This window comes from Lentzea sp. NPDC054927 (genome assembly GCF_053610285.1).
In genome coordinates, this window is the sequence record NZ_JBSGXZ010000008.1 from 104,126 (window position 1) to 123,104 (window position 18,979).

The following is an 18,979-nucleotide window of genomic DNA, read 5'->3' on the forward strand; positions in this document are numbered from 1 at the left end:
CGGCACCGGTTGCCCCCATTGGCGTCACCTCCACCGATGTTGCCTGGACATCGGCGATTGATCGCACGGAGTTACAGGCTCAAGCGTACTCCCGGATCGTTTGGTTGCGTTCCGTCATCTTCGATACATCTGCTCACCAGGCTTTAACCGCTGCACAACAGGTGCGGGATTCACCCTGTGGTGTGATCATCCACTCGTGTCCGCTCACCACGCGGGAGACCCCGCCGCATTCGCCGCCGATGTTCTGGACGAGGGTCCGGCCGAGCTCGAGTACGAGCCCGGCGTGGCTTCCCGGCGTCCTACGAAGACGTGTGCCGGTGGCGCGCTGATCCGGGATTCCGCCGGACGCGTGCTGTTCGTGGTGCCGATCTACAAGCCGGTGCTGGACATCCCGGGCGGCATGACCGAGGACGACGAGTCCCCGAAGGCGGCGACGATTCGCGAGATCCGCGAGGAGCTCGGCCTGAACGTCGGCCTGGGACCGTTGCTCGTCGTGGACTGGACGCCGCGCAACGGCGTGTGGCGCGACTGCCACCAGTTCGTGTTCGACGGCGGTGTGGTGGACGGTGCCACCGCTTGCGACCCCGAACTGTCCGGTGTGGTCTACCTGACGCTCGACGATGCCCGCGCCAAGATCTATCCGTCCCTGCACCGGCGGCTCACCCTCGCGGTCGCCGCCCTTGAGAGCGGTACCACGCGGTACGCCGAGTTCGGCCGGGAAGTCTGATGCGGATCGTGTCGCTGCTGCCCGCCTCGACGGACATCGTCGCCGAGCTGGGGCTGGTCTCGCACCTCGTCGGACGCACCCACGAGTGCGACTGGCCGCCAGAGGTCGCCGCCGTGCCGGTGGTCACGAGCACCGGGATCGACCAGAACGCGGTGAGCAGCCGGGAGATCTCCGCGACCGTGCACCGCGGTTCGTCGTTGTACGGGTTGGACGAGGAACTGCTCGACGACCTCAAGCCGGACGTGATCCTCACCCAAGACCTTTGTGACGTCTGCGCGATCTCGTACCGCAGGGTCACGGACACCGTGCGCGTGATGGACATCGGCCCGAAGGTGCTCAGTCTCGAACCTTCCACCTTGGACGAGGTGCTGGACTGCCTGAAGACCGTCGGCGACACGCTCGGCGTCGACAGCACGGACAAGATCGCGGCGCTCCGGCACCGCATCGACCACGTTGAACAGCAGACCAAGGACCTCGAGCACCCGCGAGTGGCCGCGATCGAGTGGCTCGACCCGGTGTGGCCGGCCGGGCACTGGGTGCCGGAGCAGATCGCCAAGGCGGGCGGTGTCCCGCTCATCGCCGAGAAGGGCGAACACACCACCCCGATCGACTGGCAGACGGTCCACGACGCCGCACCCGACGTCGTGCTGCTGATGCCGTGCGGCTTCCCGCCGGAACGCACCCTGAAAGAGCTTCCCGACCAGCGGTTCCCGCAGATGTGGGTGCTGGACGGGCCCAGCTACCACAACCGCCCAGGCCCGCGGGTCGTGCGCGGGATCGAGGTCCTCGCCCACGTCCTGCACGGCATCGGCCCGGCACCGGACCCCGGCGAAGCAATTAGGCTCGCCCCATGGACCTGAGCGCGTTTCCCCGAGTCGCACTGGGCAGCTGGCCGACCCCGCTGGACGACGCCCCGAGGCTCGCGGCCGCGCTCGGCAGCCCGCCGGTGCTGATCAAGCGCGACGACGTCAACGGCCTCGGCGCGGGCGGCAACAAGCTGCGCAAGCTCGAGTTCCTGCTCGGGCAGGCGATCGAGCAGGGCGCGGACACGATCATCACGTTCGGCGCGCTGCAGACCAACCACGGGCGCCAGACGGCCGCGGCGTGCGCGAAGCTCGGGCTGCGGTGCGAGCTCGTGCTCACCGCCAAGGTGCCGATGACCGGCGACGCGTACGAACGGTCCGGCAACGTCGTGCTGGACCACATGTTCGGCGCCAACGTGCAGATCTGCGCGGACGCCGAGGAGACCGTGCGGGCCTACGAGAAGGTCAACCACGACAAGGCCGTCACGCTGCCCGTCGGCGGCTCGAACGGCCTGGGCGCGCTGGGCTACGTCGCGGCGGCCGTCGAACTCGTCGGCCAGCTCAACGAGCGCGGCATCGGCAACGCCACCATCGTCGTGCCGGACGGCAGCGGCGCCACGGCCGCCGGCATCGCGCTCGGCACCGAACTGCTGGGCTGGCCCGGCACCGTGCACGCCGCGAGCGTGTCGCACACCGCACAGGACGCCCAGCAGGACCTCCGCACCCTCGCGACCGACGCCGCCGCACTCCTGGGTGAGCCGGAACCGAAGCTCGCGCACGTCACCGTCACCGACGACACCATCGGGCCGGGCTACGGCGTGCCGACGCCGGAGATGTGGAGCGTGCTGAAGCTGTTCGCCGAGACCGAGGGCGTGATCCTGGACCCGGTCTACACGGGCAAGGCGGCGGTCAAGTTCCGCGAGCTCGCACCCAGGAGTGACGTGCCGGTGGTGTTCCTCCACACGGGTGGTCTTCCGGGCTTCTACGGCTACGCGCCGGAAGCCGTCGCGCAGTTCTGATGTCGAACTGACCAGGATCTGTCCGTGATTTTTCCCCGAACGACCGGGCATCCGCGTGGTCAGTACGCTGGAGTCGTGACCGACCTGGCCGACGACCTGAGCCTCCTTCGCGACCTCGAACGGCGGTTGCTCGTCTACAAGTTCGGGATCGAGGAGCTGATGACGAAGCTCCGGATCCTGAGCGAGGAGTTCGACTACGTCCACCAGCACGACCCGATCGAGCACATCACGAACCGGGTGAAGAAGCCTGAGGGCATTCTGGAGAAGCTGCGGCGCAAGGGCTTCCCGCTCGAGGTCGACCGCATCGGCGACTACCTGGACGACATCGCCGGCGTGCGCGTCATCTGCCCGTTCGTGTCCGATGTGTACCGGGTGTCGGCCATGCTCGCCCGCCAGCACGACCTGAAGATCCTGCGCACCAAGGACTACATCGCCGCCCCGAAGCCGAACGGGTACCGCAGCCTGCACCTGATCGTGGAGATCCCGGTGTTCCTCTCGGACCGGGTCGAGCACGTGAAGGTCGAGGTGCAGCTGCGGACCATCGCGATGGACTTCTGGGCCACGCTGGAGCACAAGCTGTTCTACAAGTACGACGACAGCCCGCCCGCCGACTTCGTGGACGAGCTGATGTCGTCGGCGATGATCGCGGCCCAGCTGGACGACCGCATGGAGTCGTTGCACCGCCGCATCCACCAGGACGACCACTAGCGTGAGGAACGTCCTGCCGCTGTGCGCAGCAGGCTTCGTCACCGCGTTCGGCGCCCACAGCGTCGCTTCCGGTCTCGGCTTCCTGCAGACGAACCTGCTGGCGCTGGGGCTGGTCCTCGCCATCTACGACGGCGCCGAGGTCCTGCTCAAGCCCGTGTTCGGCTCGCTGGCCGACCGCGTCGGCCCGCGCCCGGTCCTGCTGGGCGGCCTGCTGGCCTTCGCCGTGGCCAGCAGCGCGTTCGTGCTGATCGACAACGTCGCCGTGGCGCGGTTCGGGCAGGGTGTCGCCGCGGCCGCGTTCTCCCCGGCGGCCAGCGCCATGGTCGCCCGGCTGACTCCGAGCGACGCGCGAGGCAGGGCGTTCGGGCGGTACGGCGCGTGGAAGGGCATCGGCTACACAGCCGGCCCTCTGCTCGGCGGCCTGCTGATCCACTTCGGCAGCTTCGACGTCCTGTTCCTCACGATGGCGGCGCTCGCGGTGGCCGTGGCCGGGTGGGCGTTCGTGGCGGTACCGAGCCTGGAACCCCTGCCCCGCCAACGGCAAACCGTCGCCGACCTCGTGAAGCGCCTGTCCCACAGCGACTTCCTCCGGCCCACCGCGGCACTGGCCGCGTCCACCGCGGCACTGGCCACCGGAGTCGGCTTCCTACCGGTCAAAGCCGCCCAGCACGGCCCGATCGTCACCGGCGCCGCGGTGTCGCTCCTCGCGATCACCGCGGCACTCGTCCAACCTCGCGTCGGCAGGGCATTGGACGCCGGACGCATCGCCACCCGCCGCGGCACCCGGATCGGCACACTCACCGCAGCCACCGGTTTCGTGGCCGCGGCGGCGATCCCCGGACTCGCCGGCGCGCTCGTCGCGGCCGTCCTCATCGGAGCCGGGTCGGGAATCGTGACCCCGCTGGCGTTCGCGGCCCTCGCCAGGTCCACTCCGGACGAACGGATGGGCCAGACGATGGGCAGCGCCGAGGTGGGCAGGGAGCTCGGCGACGCGGGCGGCCCGCTCCTCACGGGCGGGCTCGCCGCGGTCGCCTCGCTGCCGGTCGGCCTGCTCGGACTGGCCGTCGTGATCGCCCTTACGGCTTGGTGATCTCCAGCTGCAGCTCGGTGGCCCACTCCGCGGGGTCGCCGTCGCCGTAGTTCAGGTACACCTCGCGGGCGAACCCGTTCTGCTGGTATCCGTTCGCCTCGATCCATCCCGCCACGGCCTGGTAGGTGGCGTCGACGTCGTCCATCAGCCCCCGGTGCACGATGGTCGCCGCGGACGTCAGCGCCGGGAGGTCCACGACCTCGAAGTCGTAGGCCTGCGACGGCTCGACGGACACGGTCACCCCCGCGTGCACGACCACGGCGTCACCGTCGGCGGGCTCGTAGGTGGCGATCCCGTACCCGGTGATCGGCACGCCGGCGCGTTCGAGCCGGGTCATCAGCTCCGGGTACAGCGGTTGGATGACCGGACCGATGTCCTCGGGCCCGTACGACGCGGCGGTCGCGGTCAGCCGGGCGATCCGCGCAGACGGAACAGGCTTCACAACAACGTCGTCAGTAGGCATGGCGCCTTCCCTTTCAATGGCGCGGAGACGTGCCTCGACCCGCCGCAAACGCGACTCGTCCGCAAGAATCTGCTGCCTCAGCTCAGCGCGACGCAACGAAAGCATTCCGTGCAGCTGCTCCACGGAAAGCTTTTCGTCGAGCACGATTCGAACCTGGTCGAGCGTGAGACCGAGGTCCTTCAGCGCGACCAGCCGATTGAGTCGTTGCAGCTGGACCGCGGTGTAGAAGCGGTAGCCGGACGACGGGTCGACGTGGGCCGGTGGGAGCAACCCCACCGCGTCGTAATGGCGCAGCATCCGCACCGACACGCGCCCCAGATGGGCGAAGTCTCCGATGGTGAACATGACTGCTCCTGTGTAGGGGCTGACACGGTGTGAGGGTCAAGAAATGATGGTTTGAGCAACGCGCCAGGTGCGCATCCTGGGGCGTTGACGAGAGGTGGCACATGACGTTCGCACATCCGGCGTTGTTCTACTCCGATGAGGAGTCCTACATCGACGGGACCGTCCCGTTCGTCATGGAGGGCCTCGCGAACGCCGAACCGGTCGCCGTGGCCGTGCCGAACCGGAACCTGGAGCTGCTCAAAGAGGCGCTGAGCGGGTTCGCGCACCTCGTCACGTTCATCGACATGGCGGACGCCGGACGCAACCCCGGCCGGATCATCCCCGACCTCCGCGCGTTCGCCGACCGGCACCGCGGGCCCGTCCGGATCATCAGCGAGCCGGTGTGGGACCTGCGCACCGACGTCGAGTACCCGGCGTGCGCGCTGCACGAAGCGCTGGTCAACTACGCCTTCAGCGGCCGTGACCTCAGCATTCTGTGCCCGTACGACATCTCCGCCCTCAACCATGACATCCTGGCCGACGCCGAGAAGACCCACCCGGTCGTCATCGACGCGAGCGGTCATCGTCCCAGCGACCACTTCCACCCCGCACGGGTCGTCGTCGCCGCTCACTCACTGCCGCTGGCAACCCCGGCGGACGCGGCAAGCACGCTGGTAGGCGCCGGTGCGATGGCCGCCGTGCGGACGTTCGCACGGGAGCAGGCCGTGAAGTTCGGACTGGCGCACGACCGCGTCGACGACTTCGCGCTGGCGGTCACCGAGCTCGCGACGAACAGCGTCCGGCACGGCGGCGGCGAGAGCACGGTCCGGGTCTGGGCGGAAAGCGAAAGTATTGTTTGCCAAGTCAACGACAACGGGCACATCACCGATGTGCTGGCCGGCCGTACACCCGTTCACGCAAACGATCCAGGCGGTCGCGGACTGTTGCTGGTGAACCGTTTGGCGGACCTCGTGCGCACCCAAACGACGTCGTCCGGCACTGCGATCCAGGTCAGATTCGACTTGAGGAACAAAAAGGCAACGTGATCGACATACATTTGGGCGTCTTCGTTATAGCTTGAGCACGTGCACGACGAGGAAGCGACGGAAATCGGTTACACGGGGGCCCGTTTCGGGTCTCCGGCGACCCGTAAACGACTGCGCGCCGACAGAAGAGCAGACTCCCACGGCGCGGAGACGCAACAACTGCCCCGTCAGCAACCGTTGCGCCAACGCCCACCGGAACCGCCACCGGAGTGGCCGATGCAGGAACAGGAACCACCCACCCCCTCGCGGGACAGTTCGCTCATCCGTCCCTACGCCCGGACCGGCGGCCGCACCACGGCCCGCCACGACCTCCGCCTGGAAACGCTGCTCTCCACGGACGAGGACCGGCTGTACCGCGCGAACAACGACCAGGCGGCGATGATGCGGCTGTGCCTGCAGCCGCGGTCGGTCGCCGAGATCTCGGCACTGATGAAGATCCCGCTCGGCGTCACGCGCGTGCTCCTGAGCGACCTGATCACGCTGAACCTGGTCGCCGTGCACGAACCCGGCGACAAGCCGAACATGGCGCTGCTCGAGCGCGTTCTGTCCGGCCTGCGCAGGTTGTAACCCTTTTGCCACCGCGCGGAATCACGCCTGGTCGCCGATAATCGTCCCTGTGGCGACCTCCAGCGACGAGACCCCCAAGACGCCGATCACCGAACCGATCCCGGCCGCGCCTCCGACCGCGGCCAAGCCCCCGGCCGTGGCCGCACCGAAGAAGCTGCGCCCCACCCGGATCAGCGGCACGTGGATCGCCGTGCTGGTCGCGATCGTCGTGCTGATCTTCCTGCTCGTCTTCATCCTGCAGAACGGCGGCAACGCGACGATCCACTTTCTGTGGGGCGAGTTCAGCCTTCCGCTCGGGGTGGCGCTGTTGTTCGGCGCGATCGGCGGCGCGCTGCTGGTCGCGGTCGTCGGTGCGGCCCGCATCCTGCAGCTGCGCCGGCAGGCGAAGCGGGTCGCGACGCCTATTGGTCGTCCCTCGACCTCATCACCAGCTCGACGCGAGAACTGATCCCGAGCTTCCGGAAGATCTTGCGCAGGTGGAAGTTCACCGTGTGCGGTGACATGAACAGCTGCGTGGAGATCTGCCGGTTCGTCTGACCCTTCGCCACCAGGTTCGCGATCGCCCGTTCGGTGTCGTCCAAACTGGACCATCCGGACGCCGGTCGCACCGGCTCCGCGCGCCGGCGCCTGCCGAGTTTGCGCAGCCGCCCCAGCACGCGGGCGCCGTCGCGGGACGCGCCGATCTCCCGGTACAGCCCGAGAGCGTTCTCCAGCGCCTTCACCGATGCCGCGCGATCGGCCGTGGTCGTCAGCAGCACGCCGAGGTCCTCGGACGCGTTGGCCCGGGCCCACAGGTCACGGTGCTGTTGTGAAGCCTGTTCCAGCAGCGCGGCGTCGGTGTCGAACAGGCCGCGGGCGTGCATCGCGGCCGCCGCCACCGCACGGAATCCGGGGTGCTCCTCGGCGAGCCGTTCAGCACGGTCCACAACGGACTTGGCCAGCCGCTCGTCCCCCGCTTCCACGGCCCGGCGCACGAACCACCCGGCGGCACGGGGTTCCTCCGCGAACAACGCGGACGACACTAGCCCCGGATACTCGTCCGTCAGCAGACCGAGCGCCTTTTCCAGGCCGTGGGCCACGTACGTGACCAGCACGTCGGCCCACTGGTAGTAGGCGCGCGAGAAGATGATCCCGTCGACCGGGACGCGGTCGCGGTAGCGCTCGACGTGCTCGATCGCGGCAGGCAGGTCGCCGGTGTGGATCGCGACCATCGCCAGCACGACCAGCGCGGGCGCGACCAGCGCCACGTGCCCGGTCTCCTCTGCCACCGTCAGCGCACCGCGCGCCTCGATCGCCGCTTCCTCGATTCGCCCGGCCTGCAACAGGATCCGCGCCTGCACGACCGCGGTCATGAGTTCCCTGGTCACCACCGCGGACGGCCCGCTGCGCGCCCGCCGCACCACGCCGTCGGCCTCGGCGAAGTCCCGCAGCCCGGCGTTCAGCGTCGCCAGCAGCAGTTGCGGATAGGCACAGAGGTCGTGGGACGTAACGGACTGCGCGGCCTCGCGGGCCAGTTCCAGTGCCGCGCCAGGCTGTCCGCTGTCGCGCGCGATCGCCGCCAGCACCGCCAAAGCCGTTGCCAGCACGTCGTCCGGTGCGCCCGTGTGGTTGCGCACGACGGTCTCGGCCAGTTCCTCCGCACGGCGCCGATCATGGCCCAGCAGGGCCATCATCCTGGTGATCTCCACCCACGGCGCGAGTTCCGGCGGCAGGTCGGGTTCCGCCAGCAACGCCTCGGAGATCTCCACCGACTCGCCGTGCTGCGCGCCCAGCAACGTCGTCGTGGCCACGCAGTGCCGCAGCTTGGCGGAGGGTTCCGGGGAAACCTGACGGGACAACGCGTCCTGCGCCAGTGCCTGCGCGGCAGTGAGCTTCCCTGCCGCGATCAGCGCGCGCACGGCGATGACCGTGCGGTGCACCAGCGAGGCGGACGCCTGGTCGGTGAGTTCGAGTGCCCGCACCGCGAGTTCGGCCGCGGCATCAGGAGCGTTCCACAGCACGGCGATCGCTGCCGCGACCAGTCCGTCGATCGACCGCACGTCACCGCGCTGGGCGCCGTGCAGAAGGTGCTTGGCGGCGTTGACGGCGGAATCCCCGCGCCCCAGCAGCATTTCGCCGGCCTCGCGGTGCAGCGCGCGCCGCACGGGCGGCGGCACGGAGTCGGCGACCAGCCGCCAGACCAGCTCGTGCCGGAACGCCAGTCGGTCGTCCAGCGCCGTCACCACGCCGGCGCCGATGACCTCGTCCAGTGCGGGCAACAGGATCGCCGTGCTGGAAGCGAGCATCTCCGCGACGTCACCGGGTTCGAAGCGCGGCCCGAGCACGGACGCGACCTGCAGCAGGTGCCTCGCCTGGCCGCTCAGCGAACCGACGCGGTCGCGCAGCAGCGACTCGGTGTGCCGGGGCGAACGGTCGGCGCGCAACGACGCGTGCTCGGCCGTGACCACGACCTGACCGTCTTCGAGAAGGGCGTTGACGAGACCGATCAATGCCGCTGGATTTCCCTGGGCGGTCGCCGCCAACGCCCGGAGGTCGTTGTCGGGAATTCCTCCGGCGAGATCGGCGACGAGGTCCGCGACCACGTTGTCCGTCAGCGGCCTAAGTTCGATCCGCACGGCCCCGCGCTGTGCGGCGGCGGCGAACAGGCGCTCCGCGCCCTCACCGCGGCGGCGGGCGAGCAGCCAGACGACCTTCTCGTGGGTGGAGTTGAGCAGCAGTGCGCGCAATGCGGCCAGGGTGCCCGGCTCGGCCAGGTGGAGATCGTCCAGCACGACGAGCGTGGGGCCGTCCGGTTCGCGTTCGGCCAGGCGCGCCAGCAGAAAGGGCTGTTCCAGTTCGTCCTGTGCCGTGGCGACTTCGAAACCGCGACGCGTGGCGACGGCGGCGATCTCGCTCAGCAACCGCGTCTTGCCGGTTCCCGCCGCACCGTCGACCAGCACCACGCCGGTGCCCGCGTCCAGCACACCGCTGAGGAGTTCCTGTTCTCCCGCACGGCCGCGGAACACACTGTCCCGATTCCCCGACACCCATTTTCCTTTCGCTCCGCGGCGGCGGAGAACAAGCGCTGCATTACCACAACGACCCGCATCCCGACCAGCCCCGAAGCAGCACCCCTAGGCCGTTGGGATGACCGTGAGAGGTCGTCACCCGGCTGCCGCTACCCATTCGAGTAGTTGCCCGGCGGATCATACGTGTAGCCACCCTGTTGAGACGCCCATAGCGCAGGAACGTTTACCTGGGCAAGTGGCGCTCTTTCTCCTAGCATCAATTCCGCTGATCCATTCACCCACGGATTGTTGAGAGATCATGGAAAACCGGCGGAAAGCGTGGTGTGCCGGAATCAGCGACCAGGTGACTCCCGGCACGACCACCGTCGTGGAAGGCGCACCCGGTACCGGGAAGACCGCGGCAGCGGACGACCTCGCCGCGCGCTGGGAGGCCTCCGGCCGGCGCGTCGTGCGGGCGCGCGGCAGTGCGCTGGAGGGCGACCTGCCGTTCGGGATCGTGGCTCAGCTCTTCGACATGACCGACCCGGATCTCGTGCCCGCCGAGGCGATCGGCGCGCTCCGGCTCACCGCGCCGGCCGCCGACTTCGCCGTGCTGCACGGCGTGTACCGGCTGGCCGCGGCGCTCGCGGGCACGTCCGGCCTGCTCATCGCGGTGGACGACGCGCACTGGGCCGACGCCGCGTCGTTGCGGTGGCTGGCTTATCTGACCTTGCGGATCCAGCGCCTGCCCATCGCCGTCGTGCTGACCGTGGGTGCGGGCGAGCGGTGCGACGACCCTTCTTTCGGCGAGATCATGGCGGCGTGCGGCCGGATCGCGCTGGACAACCTGTCCGCGGACGCCATCGCCGCGCTGATCTCCCCCGCTCCGGCTCCCGAGTTCGTCGCCGCGTGCCTCGATGCGACCGGCGGCAACCCGCTGACGGTGACGCGTCTGGTGAAGGCGCTGGCGGAGGACGGGGTGCCGCCGACCGCCGAGGCCGCGTGGCGGGTCGCGCAACGCGGCGCGGAGGTGGCCGGCGAGATCATGGCGGCCCGGTTGCGTCGTCGTCCGGCCGCCGTGGTGGCCGCGGCGCAGTCGCTGGCCGTGCTCGGACCGTCTCCTCATCCCGGTGTGCTGGCCGAACTGACCCGGCTGTCGCCGGTCGAGCTCGCCGACGCCGTCCGGACCGTCGAGCTGCTCGGGGTGGCCGGCCCGGCCGTTCTCGACGACATGCCAGCGCCTTCGCGGGCTGCTCTGCATCTCCGGGCCGCACGGTCGTTGCGCACACACGGCGCCTCGGACCGGGTGGTGGCAGAGCACCTGGTGGAGACCTCGCCCGGGCTGGAGCCGTGGGCCGGTGAGGTGCTCGACCGGGCCGCGCAGGAGGCGGTGAACCGGGGCGACACGTCCGGTGCCGCGCGGTTGTTGTGGCGTGCGTTGCGCGAACCGGTGGCGAACCCGTCACGCGCGTTGCGGTTGCTGGGCGTTGCCGAGCTCGTCGGCAACCTTCCGGGCGCGTCCGCACGGTTGCGTGAGGCTTTCGAGTCCAACAAGGACGATCCGGAATCGGCCGTGGCGCTGTCTTACGCTTTGCACGCCGAGGGAAACCCGGCCGAGCTGAAGACCGTGCTGTCCGGTTCGCCGCGGGCGCGGGCACATCTGGCGGTGCACGGGCTGGCGTGGCAGGAGGCCGTGCCCTCGTCGGTCCCGCTCGACACACCCGCCGAGGTGCTGCACCACGTGATGGTCGGCGACATCAGTGCCGCGGACGCGGTTCTGCTCGTGTCGGCCGAAGACACGATGTCGGCGCTGGCGTCCGCGATGATCCTCAACCTGGCCGACTCACTGGACCCCGCACTGGCGCTGCTCGACGACGTGGACCGCACCCAACCTCCCGCGGTGCGCGCGCTGACGTACGTCATGCGGGCGAACGTCCAGCGCCGCAAGGGTGATCTCGTGGCCGCCCGCGCCGACCTGGCGCTGGCCGACGACCAGCTGCGGCAGGACCGGCGCTGGCACACGGTCTCCACGTGGCACGCGGCGCTGCTCGCCGACATCCTGCTCGAGGAGGGTCATCCGGACGAGGCCGCTTCGGTGATCACCGAAGCGGCGACAGAAGAAGCGCGCAGGACGTGGACCTACGCCAGCCTGCTGACGACCCAGGGCCGGATGCTGACCGTGCGCGGCGCCGACCACGAGGCACTGGAGGCGTTTCTCGCGGCGGGACGGCACTGCGAGGGCTGGCCCTACCGCAACCCCGCACCGCTGGCGTGGCGTTCCGGGGCGGCCCAGGCGTGCGCGGCGATCGGCGACGGCGAACGGGCGCGCGAACTCGCGTTGGAAGAGGTAGCGCTGGCCCGCGTCTGGGGCGCGCCACGGGCGTTGGGCATGGCGTTGCGCGCGGCGGGCCGGGTGACCGCGGGCGCGGCCGGGCGGACGTTGCTGGAAGAGGCCGTGCGGGTGCTGCGCGGCTCCCCCGCCCGTCTGGAGCTGGCACGGGCGTTGGTCGACCTCGGCGTCGTGGTGCGGCGTCAGGCAGATACGTCCGGTGCGCGCGCGTGCCTGCGTGAGGCGTTGGATCTGGCGCAGAAGTGCGGCTCTTCCGCGATGGCCGCGCGGGCCTACTCCGAACTCGTGGCGACCGGCGCCGGGCCACGGCGAATGCGCCAGACCGGACCGACCGCGCTCACCCCGACCGAGCACCAGGTGGCGGCTTTGGCGGCACGCGGGCGCTCCAACGAGGAGATCGCTGCCACGTTGCTGATGCCCGCGGACGCCGTCGAGGGCGTGTTGTCCGGGACATACCGAAAGTTGGGCGTATCGGGCCGTTTGGGTCTCTCGGATGCACTCGATGCGCGGTAGTTCGGACCCGTTCGGCCGATGGTTTCCGTTGCAACGTTCGGCCTATGGTCCAGCGCATGGCTAGCGACCTGCAACGACGCAAAGTGGCAGTGGTGTTCGGCGCGATGGACGCCGACGATGACGGCTACCTGGACGAGAGCGACTTCCGCGCGCTCACCGCGCGCTGGGCGTCGTTGCGCGGTGGCGACGAGGAACTGCTGTCCGGGGTGATGATGGGCTGGTGGGCGACCCTCTCGGCGATCGCGGGCAAGGACAGGGTGACGATCGACAACGTCCTGAGCATCGTGGACGCGCTCCCGAAGACGCCGGAAGCGGTCACCGACACCGCCGACGCGATGTTCGGTGCCGTCGACGAGAACCACGACGACTACATCTCGTCCGGCGAGTACCGGACGATGATCAGCGCGTGGCTGGGGCACGACGGCGTCACCGACTTCGCCGCGCTGGACCTCGACGGCGACGGCAAGCTGTCGCGCGACGAGTTCTCCCAGCTGTGGCTCGAGTTCTGGGCCGGTGACAACGCCGAGGCCGCCGGCACCTACGTCTTCGGGCCCGTCTGACGGATCACCGCGAGACGACCGCTCTTCTCCACCCCGTCCTGGTACCACGACCCGTTGACCACACCCACCGCGTCACCCGGTGGGGTTCCCGGGACGATCCGCCGGTCCAGGTCGATCACCGCGGTCTCCGGGGTGAGCCGCACCGGGCGGATCACCGCGCCGCGGGCGACGACCGGGCCGTACCCGCTGCGGGCGGCCGAGTCCGAGACCCCGCCGGTGGCGACCAGGTCCAGGATCGCCGCGATCCACACCGGGTCGGTCACCGCGTCGTAGATCCACCGCGTACCCAGCACGCTGTGCTCGGCCGTCGTGACGAGCGCTCCCCCGGCGAGCGGGGCGGACCGGTACGTCAGCGGCACCTGGTACACCACCGGGCCGTCCTGGAGCAGGTGCGTCTCCACACCGACCTGCCCCGCCGGGTCCTCGAACCGGAAGAACCCGATGGGCCACAGCGCGCCGTTTCCCCGGTACCACGGCCGACTCGCGACCCACACGGGCAGAAAGTCCCGGAACGACGGTGTCAGCTTGGCACCGGCGTGAATTTTCACCATGCCGCACAGACTACGAGTGCACGAGGGTGAAGAACTCTTGGCGTGACGCTGGATCGTTCCGCAGCACGCCCTGGAGGGCCGAAGTGACGGTGCTGGCCCCGTTGACCCGCACTCCGCGCAGCGTCATGCACATGTGCTCGGCCTCGATCACGACGCCCACTCCCTTGGGTCGCAGGTTTTCCTGCAACCAGTCCGCGACCTGCTTGGTGAGGCGTTCCTGCACCTGCAGGTCACGGGCGAACATCTCGACGACGCGCGCGAGTTTCGACAGGCCCAGGATCCGGTCCCCCGGCAGGTACCCGACGTGCGCGACGCCGTGGAACGGCAGCATGTGGTGCTCACACAACGACTGGACCGGGATTCCTCGCGCCAGCACGAGTTCGTCGTATCCCTCGTCGTTGGGAAATGTCGTGAGGTTGAACGACCGCGGGGTGAGCAGCTCCGCGTAAGCCTCGGCGACGCGGCGCGGGGTGTCGGCCAGGTGCACCGAGAACGGGTCCTTCCCCAGTGCTTTCAGCAGGTCGGTCACCGCGTGCCGCGCCGCCTCGGTGTCGATCGGGTCGATCGGGTCGGTCATCGGCTGGCCAGCCTCGACAACGCCAGTGCGCCGACCAGCAGGCCGAAGTCGCGCAACGCGACGTCGTAGTAGCCGGGCAGGGTCAGCAGGTTGACGATGATGCCGAGCAGCCAGGCCGCGACGACCAGCCCGCCCCACTTTGGTGCCACCGCCACCAGGACCCCGGCCACGATCTCGATCACGCCGACGACGTACATCGCGGTCTGCGGGCTGCCGGGGACGACCGAGTCGATCCACGGCGCCAGGTAGACCGGCCAGTCGACGAGCAGGTTGAAGAACTTGTCGAGCCCGAACAGGATCGGCGCCACCGTGAAGACCGTGCGCAGCAACACGAACGCCTGCGTCGCCGGATCCGTGCGTGTCAGGACCGCCATGACTCCTCCTTCTAACGACAACTTCAGCTAACGTTAGAGCCGCGTGCCGATTTTCGTCAACAGGAGTAGGTTTTAGAGATGGCCGACCACGTCGCCGCCGTCGCGGCCCTCGACGAGCCGAACCGGCGCAAGCTCTACGACTTCGTGGTGCGCCAGACCGCGCCCATCAGCAAGGACGAGGCGTCCGCCGCCATCGGGCTGCCGCGCACGACCGCCGCGTTCCACCTCGACAAGCTGGTCGAGATGGGGCTGCTGGACGTGCTCCACGAGCGCCGGTCCGGCCGGACCGGGCCGGGGGCAGGGCGGCCGGCGAAGCTCTACCGGCGGTCCGGGGAGCAGATCGAGGTGTCGTTGCCCGACCGGCGGTACGAGGCGGCGAGCCACCTGCTCACCGACGCGTTGCTGGAGGCGGAGAGCACGGGTGAGCCGGCGCGCGAGATCCTGAACCGGCGCGCGTACGAGTGGGGCGAGGACCTGGCGGCGCAGACCTCTGGCGACGTGGCGGAGGCGTTGGAGGACCTCGGGTTCGAGCCGCGGACCGACGGGACCGCGATCTTGCTGGGCAACTGCCCGTTCCACAGCCTGGCTCAGCGGCACACGCAGCTGGTGTGCGGGATGAACCTCTGCCTGATCAGCGGACTGCTGGACGGGATCAAGGCGAACGACGTGAGCGCTCGCCTCGATCCCTCACCAGGACACTGCTGCGTGAAGCTGGATCAGAGCCCTCAGGCGCCGTCTTCCAAGTCGCCCTCGGTCTCCAGGTAGGCGGCCCGCAGCGCGTCCAAAGTGGACGGCTCGGGGTGCTCCCACATCTGGCGTTCCGCGGCCTCCAGCAGACGTTCGGCGATGCCGTGCAACGCCCACGGGTTCGAGGTCTGCAGGAACTTGCGGGTCTCCGGGTCGAGCACGTACGACTCGGTCAGCTTCTCGTACATCCAGTCCGCGACGACGCCGGTGGTGGCGTCGTAGCCGAACAGGTACTCGACCGTCGCCTGCAGCTCGAACGCGCCCTTGTACCCGTGGTTGCGCATCGCACCGATCCAGCGCGGATTCACCACGCGGGCGCGGAAGATCCGCGAGGTCTCCTCGGTCAGCGTGCGGGTCCGGACCGCCTCGGGACGCGTGCTGTCACCGACGTACGCGGCAGGTGCCTTGCCCGTCAACGCCTTCACCATCGTGACCATGCCGCCGTGGTACTGGAAGTAGTCGTCCGAGTCGGCGATGTCGTGCTCGCGGGTGTCGATGTTCTTGGCCGCCACCGCGATCCGCCGGTACGCCGACTCCATGTCCTCGCGCGCCGCGATGCCGTCGACCCCGCGGCCGTACGCGTACCCGCCCCACACCGCGTAGACCTCGGCGATGTCCGACGAGTCGCGCCAGTTGCGGCTGTCGATCAACGGCAGCACGCCCGCGCCGTACGCGCCCGGCTTGGAACCGAAAACGCGCAACGTGGCCCGGCGCTGGTCGCCGTGCTCTTCGAGGTCCTTGAGCATGTGCGCCCGCACGAAGTTGTGCTCCGCGGGCTCGTCCAGCGCGGCGACCAGCTGCACGGCATCGTCCAACATGGACACGACGTGCGGGAACGCGTCGCGGAAGAAGCCGGAGATCCTGATCGTGACGTCGATGCGCGGCCGGTCCAGCTCCTGCAGCGGAATCACCTCGAGACCGGTGACGCGGCGGGACTGGTCGTCCCACACCGGCCGCACGCCCAGCAGCGCGAACACCTCGGCGATGTCGTCGCCGGCGGTGCGCATCGCGGACGTGCCCCAGACCGACAGGCCCACCGACGGCGGCCATTCGCCGTCGTTCTCGGAGCGGTAGCGCTCCAGCAGCGAGTCGGCCATCGCCTGACCGGTCTCCCACGCCAGGCGCGACGGGATGGCCTTCGGGTCGACCGAGTAGAAGTTGCGGCCGGTCGGCAGCACGTTCACCAAGCCGCGCAACGGGGAACCGGACGGGCCTGCCGGGATGTAGCCGCCGTCCAGCGCGTGCAGGACGTTCGTCATCTCGTCGGTGGTGCGTGCGAGCCGGGGCACGACCTCGTCCGCCGCGAACTCCAGGATCTTCCGCACGTCCTCGGACTCGTGCAGATCCGCTGCGGCGCAACGATCCCAGCCCGCGTCCTCCATCGCCTGGACGAGCACGCGAGCCTGTTCCTCCACCGCGTCGACGTCCTCGCGGCCCGTGGTGGTGAGGCCGAGTGCCTCGCGCAGGCCGGGCAGCGCGGCGACCTGACCGCCCCACATCTGCCGCGCCTGCAGCATCGCCAGCACGAGGTTGACGCGGACGGAGCCCGTGGGCGCCTCACCCAGGATGTGCAGGCCGTCGCGAATCTGGACGTCCTTGACCTCGCACAGCCAGCCGTCGACGTGCAGGATGAACTCGTCGAACTCCGCGTCGTGGGGCCGGTCGTCGAGTCCCAGGTCGTGGTCGAGCTTCGCGGCCTTGATCAGCGTCCAGATCTGCGCGCGGATCGCCGGTACCTTGGCCGGATCCATCGCGGAGATGTTGCCGTACTCGTCGAGCAGCTGCTCCAGCCGGGCGATGTCGCCGTAGCTGTCCGCGCGGGCCATCGGCGGCACCAGGTGGTCGACCAGCGTGGCGTGCGCGCGCCGCTTCGCCTGCGTGCCCTCACCGGGGTCGTTGACGAGGAACGGGTAGATCAACGGCAGGTCGCCGAGGGCCGCGTCCGTGCCGCAGGACGCCGACATGCCCACGGTCTTGCCGGGCAACCACTCCAGGTTGCCGTGCTTGCCGACGTGCACGACCGCGTCCGCGCCGAACTGCGACTCGATCCACCGGTAGGCGGCGAGGTAGTGGTGCGACGGCGGCAGGTCCGGGTCGTGGTAGATCGCGATCGGGTTCTCGCCGAACCCGCGCGGCGGCTGCACGATCACGACCACGTTGTTCGACCGCAGCGCGGCCAGCACGATCTCGCCGTCCTTGGACTTCGAGTGGTCGACGAAGAGGGTGCCCGGCGCCTCGCCCCAGTGCTCCCGCATCGACTCGCGGAAGTCCTCGGGCAGCGTCTCGTAGTACGCCCGGTAGTCGGCCGCCGCGATGCGCACGGGGTTGCTCTCGAACTGCTCCTGCGTCAGCCAGTCCACGTCCTGGCCACCGGCGGCGATCAGCGCGTGGATCAACGCGTCGCCGTCCAGCTCCTGCACGCCCGGCAACGCGTCACCGATGTCGTACCCGTGCTCCTGCATGGCTTTGAGCAGCCGGACAGTGGAGGCCGGTGTGTCGAGTCCGACCGCGTTGCCGATGCGGGAGTGCTTGGTCGGGTACGCCGACAGCATCACCGCGATCTTGCGCTCGGCCACCGGGATGTGCCGCAACCTGGCGTGCCGGACCGCGATGCCGGCGACGCGCAGCGCCCGTTCCGGATCGGCCACGTAGACGGTGAGCCCGTCGGAGTCGATCTCCTTGAACGAGAACGGAACCGTGATGATCCGGCCGTCGAACTCCGGGATCGCGACCTGGGTGGCGGTGTCCAAAGGGGACAGTCCGTCATCGTTCTCGTCCCACGACTCGCGGCTGGACGTGAGACACAACCCTTGCAGGATCGGCACGTCCAGCGCGGCGAGCGCGCCCACGTCCCACGCCTCGTCGTCCCCACCCGCAGATGCCTTCGCCGGGTTCGTGCCACCGGCCGCGAGCACCGTCACGACCAGCGAGTCTGCCTGGCCGAGGGTCTCCAGCAGCTCGGGCTCGGCGGTGCGCAACGACGAGCAGTAGACCGGCAGCGCCCTCCCGCCCTTGGCCTCGATCGCGTCGCACAACGCGTGCACGAACGCCGTGTTCCCGGCCACGTGATGCGCGCGGTAGTAGAGCACCGCGACCGTCGGGCCATCGGTCGTCGTCTCCCGCTCCAGGACACCCCACGAGGGCGTGGCCTGCGGGGTCGCGAACCCGTGGCCGGTCAGCAGGATGGTGTCCTCGAGGAACTTGTGCAGCTCGGCGAGGTTCGCGGGCCCGCCGTGCGCGAGGTAGAGGTGCGCCTCGGCACAGACACCGCCGGGCACGGTCGACAGCTCCATCAGCGCGGCGTCCGGCTGCTGCTCACCACCGAGCACCACCACCGGCAGCCCGCTGGCCAGCAGCCAGTCGAGCCCTTCCTCCCACATCCGGCGGCCGCCGAGAATGCGCACGACGACGAGGCTGACCCCGTCGACGAGCGCGGGCAGGTCGTCGGCGGTGAGCCGGGCGGGGTTGCCGAGCCGGTACTCGGCGCCACAGGCACGCGCCGACAGCAGGTCGGTGTCAGAGGTCGACAGCAGCAGGATCACGCAGGGCTCCATCCCTCGTGGGGTCCTCGCC

General features: G+C 69.6%; 17 protein-coding genes. 11 read left to right on the forward strand and 6 right to left on the reverse strand.

What is annotated here, in order from left to right:
- Positions 1-196 precede the first annotated feature (196 nt).
- The 5 genes from ACWGE0_RS15170 (at position 197) to ACWGE0_RS15190 (ending at position 4,347) form a co-directional block, all read left to right on the forward strand.
- A complete protein-coding gene (locus ACWGE0_RS15170) occupies positions 197-727 on the forward strand; it encodes an NUDIX domain-containing protein (RefSeq protein ID WP_452261490.1) in 531 nt (176 codons plus the stop codon).
- Positions 727-1,587 carry a cobalamin-binding protein gene (locus ACWGE0_RS15175; protein ID WP_452261491.1) on the forward strand — a complete coding sequence of 287 codons (861 nt, stop codon included), beginning with the start codon at positions 727-729 and terminating at the stop codon, positions 1,585-1,587. The genes ACWGE0_RS15170 and ACWGE0_RS15175 overlap by 1 nt, the downstream gene beginning before the upstream one ends.
- Complete coding sequence (locus ACWGE0_RS15180; protein WP_452261492.1) at positions 1,578-2,549, forward strand: D-cysteine desulfhydrase family protein; 972 nt, start codon at positions 1,578-1,580, stop codon at positions 2,547-2,549. Before ACWGE0_RS15175 ends, ACWGE0_RS15180 begins: the two co-directional genes overlap by 10 nt.
- Before the next feature lie 75 nt (positions 2,550-2,624).
- The gene (locus tag ACWGE0_RS15185; protein ID WP_319968268.1) at positions 2,625-3,257 is read left to right on the forward strand and encodes a GTP pyrophosphokinase; all 633 of its coding nucleotides are present in this window, start codon (positions 2,625-2,627) and stop codon (positions 3,255-3,257) included.
- 1 nt (position 3,258) lies between these two features.
- A complete protein-coding gene (locus tag ACWGE0_RS15190) occupies positions 3,259-4,347 on the forward strand; it encodes an MFS transporter (protein ID WP_452261493.1) in 1,089 nt (362 codons plus the stop codon).
- Here ACWGE0_RS15190 and ACWGE0_RS15195 read toward each other — a convergent pair.
- A complete protein-coding gene (locus ACWGE0_RS15195) occupies positions 4,334-5,155 on the reverse strand; it encodes a MerR family transcriptional regulator (protein ID WP_452261494.1) in 822 nt (273 codons plus the stop codon). The two genes, ACWGE0_RS15190 and ACWGE0_RS15195, sit on opposite strands and share 14 nt — an antisense overlap.
- A gap of 101 nt (positions 5,156-5,256) precedes the next feature.
- Between ACWGE0_RS15195 and ACWGE0_RS15200 the strand changes: the two genes are divergently transcribed.
- The 3 genes from ACWGE0_RS15200 to ACWGE0_RS15210 all read left to right on the forward strand — a co-directional run bounded on the left by ACWGE0_RS15200 (position 5,257) and on the right by ACWGE0_RS15210 (position 7,195).
- Positions 5,257-6,180: an anti-sigma factor RsbA family regulatory protein gene (locus ACWGE0_RS15200; protein ID WP_452261495.1), complete on the forward strand. Its 924-nt coding sequence runs from the start codon at positions 5,257-5,259 to the stop codon at positions 6,178-6,180.
- 216 nt (positions 6,181-6,396) lie between these two features.
- Positions 6,397-6,747 (forward strand): DUF742 domain-containing protein, encoded by a 351-nt coding sequence (locus tag ACWGE0_RS15205; RefSeq protein ID WP_319968264.1) that lies wholly within the window; start codon positions 6,397-6,399, stop codon positions 6,745-6,747.
- A 49-nt stretch (positions 6,748-6,796) separates the two neighbouring features.
- On the forward strand, positions 6,797-7,195 hold the full coding sequence (locus ACWGE0_RS15210) for a LapA family protein (RefSeq protein WP_452261496.1): 399 nt from the start codon (positions 6,797-6,799) through the stop codon (positions 7,193-7,195).
- Here the strand turns inward: ACWGE0_RS15210 and ACWGE0_RS15215 are convergent.
- Complete coding sequence (locus ACWGE0_RS15215) at positions 7,149-9,773, reverse strand: LuxR C-terminal-related transcriptional regulator (protein ID WP_452261497.1); 2,625 nt, start codon at positions 9,771-9,773, stop codon at positions 7,149-7,151. The genes ACWGE0_RS15210 and ACWGE0_RS15215 overlap by 47 nt on opposite strands.
- Positions 9,774-10,053: 280 nt before the next feature.
- Here ACWGE0_RS15215 and ACWGE0_RS15220 point away from each other — a divergent pair, with 280 nt between their 5' ends.
- Both ACWGE0_RS15220 and ACWGE0_RS15225 read left to right on the forward strand, forming a co-directional pair.
- On the forward strand, positions 10,054-12,597 hold the full coding sequence (locus ACWGE0_RS15220; RefSeq protein ID WP_452261498.1) for an AAA family ATPase: 2,544 nt from the start codon (positions 10,054-10,056) through the stop codon (positions 12,595-12,597).
- Positions 12,555-13,157: an EF-hand domain-containing protein gene (locus ACWGE0_RS15225; protein ID WP_452261664.1), complete on the forward strand. Its 603-nt coding sequence runs from the start codon at positions 12,555-12,557 to the stop codon at positions 13,155-13,157. The genes ACWGE0_RS15220 and ACWGE0_RS15225 overlap by 43 nt, the downstream gene beginning before the upstream one ends.
- Here the strand turns inward: ACWGE0_RS15225 and ACWGE0_RS15230 are convergent.
- Genes ACWGE0_RS15230 through ACWGE0_RS15240 form a run of 3 tightly spaced genes read right to left on the reverse strand, consistent with a single transcriptional unit; the run spans position 13,136 to position 14,659 of the window.
- A complete protein-coding gene (locus tag ACWGE0_RS15230; RefSeq protein WP_452261499.1) occupies positions 13,136-13,708 on the reverse strand; it encodes a maltokinase N-terminal cap-like domain-containing protein in 573 nt (190 codons plus the stop codon). The genes ACWGE0_RS15225 and ACWGE0_RS15230 overlap by 22 nt on opposite strands.
- 10 nt (positions 13,709-13,718) lie before the next feature.
- Complete coding sequence (folE, locus tag ACWGE0_RS15235; RefSeq protein WP_452261500.1) at positions 13,719-14,285, reverse strand: GTP cyclohydrolase I FolE; 567 nt, start codon at positions 14,283-14,285, stop codon at positions 13,719-13,721.
- Positions 14,282-14,659: a hypothetical protein gene (locus ACWGE0_RS15240; protein WP_452261501.1), complete on the reverse strand. Its 378-nt coding sequence runs from the start codon at positions 14,657-14,659 to the stop codon at positions 14,282-14,284. The genes folE and ACWGE0_RS15240 overlap by 4 nt, the downstream gene beginning before the upstream one ends.
- A gap of 78 nt (positions 14,660-14,737) precedes the next feature.
- Between ACWGE0_RS15240 and ACWGE0_RS15245 the strand changes: the two genes are divergently transcribed.
- Positions 14,738-15,424, forward strand: coding sequence for a helix-turn-helix transcriptional regulator (locus ACWGE0_RS15245; RefSeq protein ID WP_452261502.1), 687 nt, complete (start codon positions 14,738-14,740; stop codon positions 15,422-15,424).
- Here the strand turns inward: ACWGE0_RS15245 and cobN are convergent.
- Positions 15,385-18,948 (reverse strand): cobaltochelatase subunit CobN, encoded by a 3,564-nt coding sequence (gene cobN, locus ACWGE0_RS15250; RefSeq protein WP_452261503.1) that lies wholly within the window; start codon positions 18,946-18,948, stop codon positions 15,385-15,387. The two genes, ACWGE0_RS15245 and cobN, sit on opposite strands and share 40 nt — an antisense overlap.
- Positions 18,949-18,979: the final 31 nt, after the last annotated feature.

What these genes read in the sequence shown, in the direction of transcription:
- ACWGE0_RS15175 (WP_452261491.1), top strand. Translation starts at nt 727, where the DNA reads ATGCGGATCGTGTCGCTGCTGCCCGCCTCGACGGACATCGTCGCCGAG.
- ACWGE0_RS15180 (WP_452261492.1), top strand. Translation starts at nt 1,578, where the DNA reads ATGGACCTGAGCGCGTTTCCCCGAGTCGCACTGGGCAGCTGGCCGACC.
- ACWGE0_RS15195 (WP_452261494.1), bottom strand. Translation starts at nt 5,155, where the DNA reads ATGTTCACCATCGGAGACTTCGCCCATCTGGGGCGCGTGTCGGTGCGG.
- ACWGE0_RS15200 (WP_452261495.1), top strand. Translation starts at nt 5,257, where the DNA reads ATGACGTTCGCACATCCGGCGTTGTTCTACTCCGATGAGGAGTCCTAC.
- ACWGE0_RS15205 (WP_319968264.1), top strand. Translation starts at nt 6,397, where the DNA reads ATGCAGGAACAGGAACCACCCACCCCCTCGCGGGACAGTTCGCTCATC.
- ACWGE0_RS15220 (WP_452261498.1), top strand. Translation starts at nt 10,054, where the DNA reads ATGGAAAACCGGCGGAAAGCGTGGTGTGCCGGAATCAGCGACCAGGTG.
- ACWGE0_RS15230 (WP_452261499.1), bottom strand. Translation starts at nt 13,708, where the DNA reads ATGGTGAAAATTCACGCCGGTGCCAAGCTGACACCGTCGTTCCGGGAC.
- folE (WP_452261500.1), bottom strand. Translation starts at nt 14,285, where the DNA reads ATGACCGACCCGATCGACCCGATCGACACCGAGGCGGCGCGGCACGCG.
- ACWGE0_RS15240 (WP_452261501.1), bottom strand. Translation starts at nt 14,659, where the DNA reads ATGGCGGTCCTGACACGCACGGATCCGGCGACGCAGGCGTTCGTGTTG.
- ACWGE0_RS15245 (WP_452261502.1), top strand. Translation starts at nt 14,738, where the DNA reads ATGGCCGACCACGTCGCCGCCGTCGCGGCCCTCGACGAGCCGAACCGG.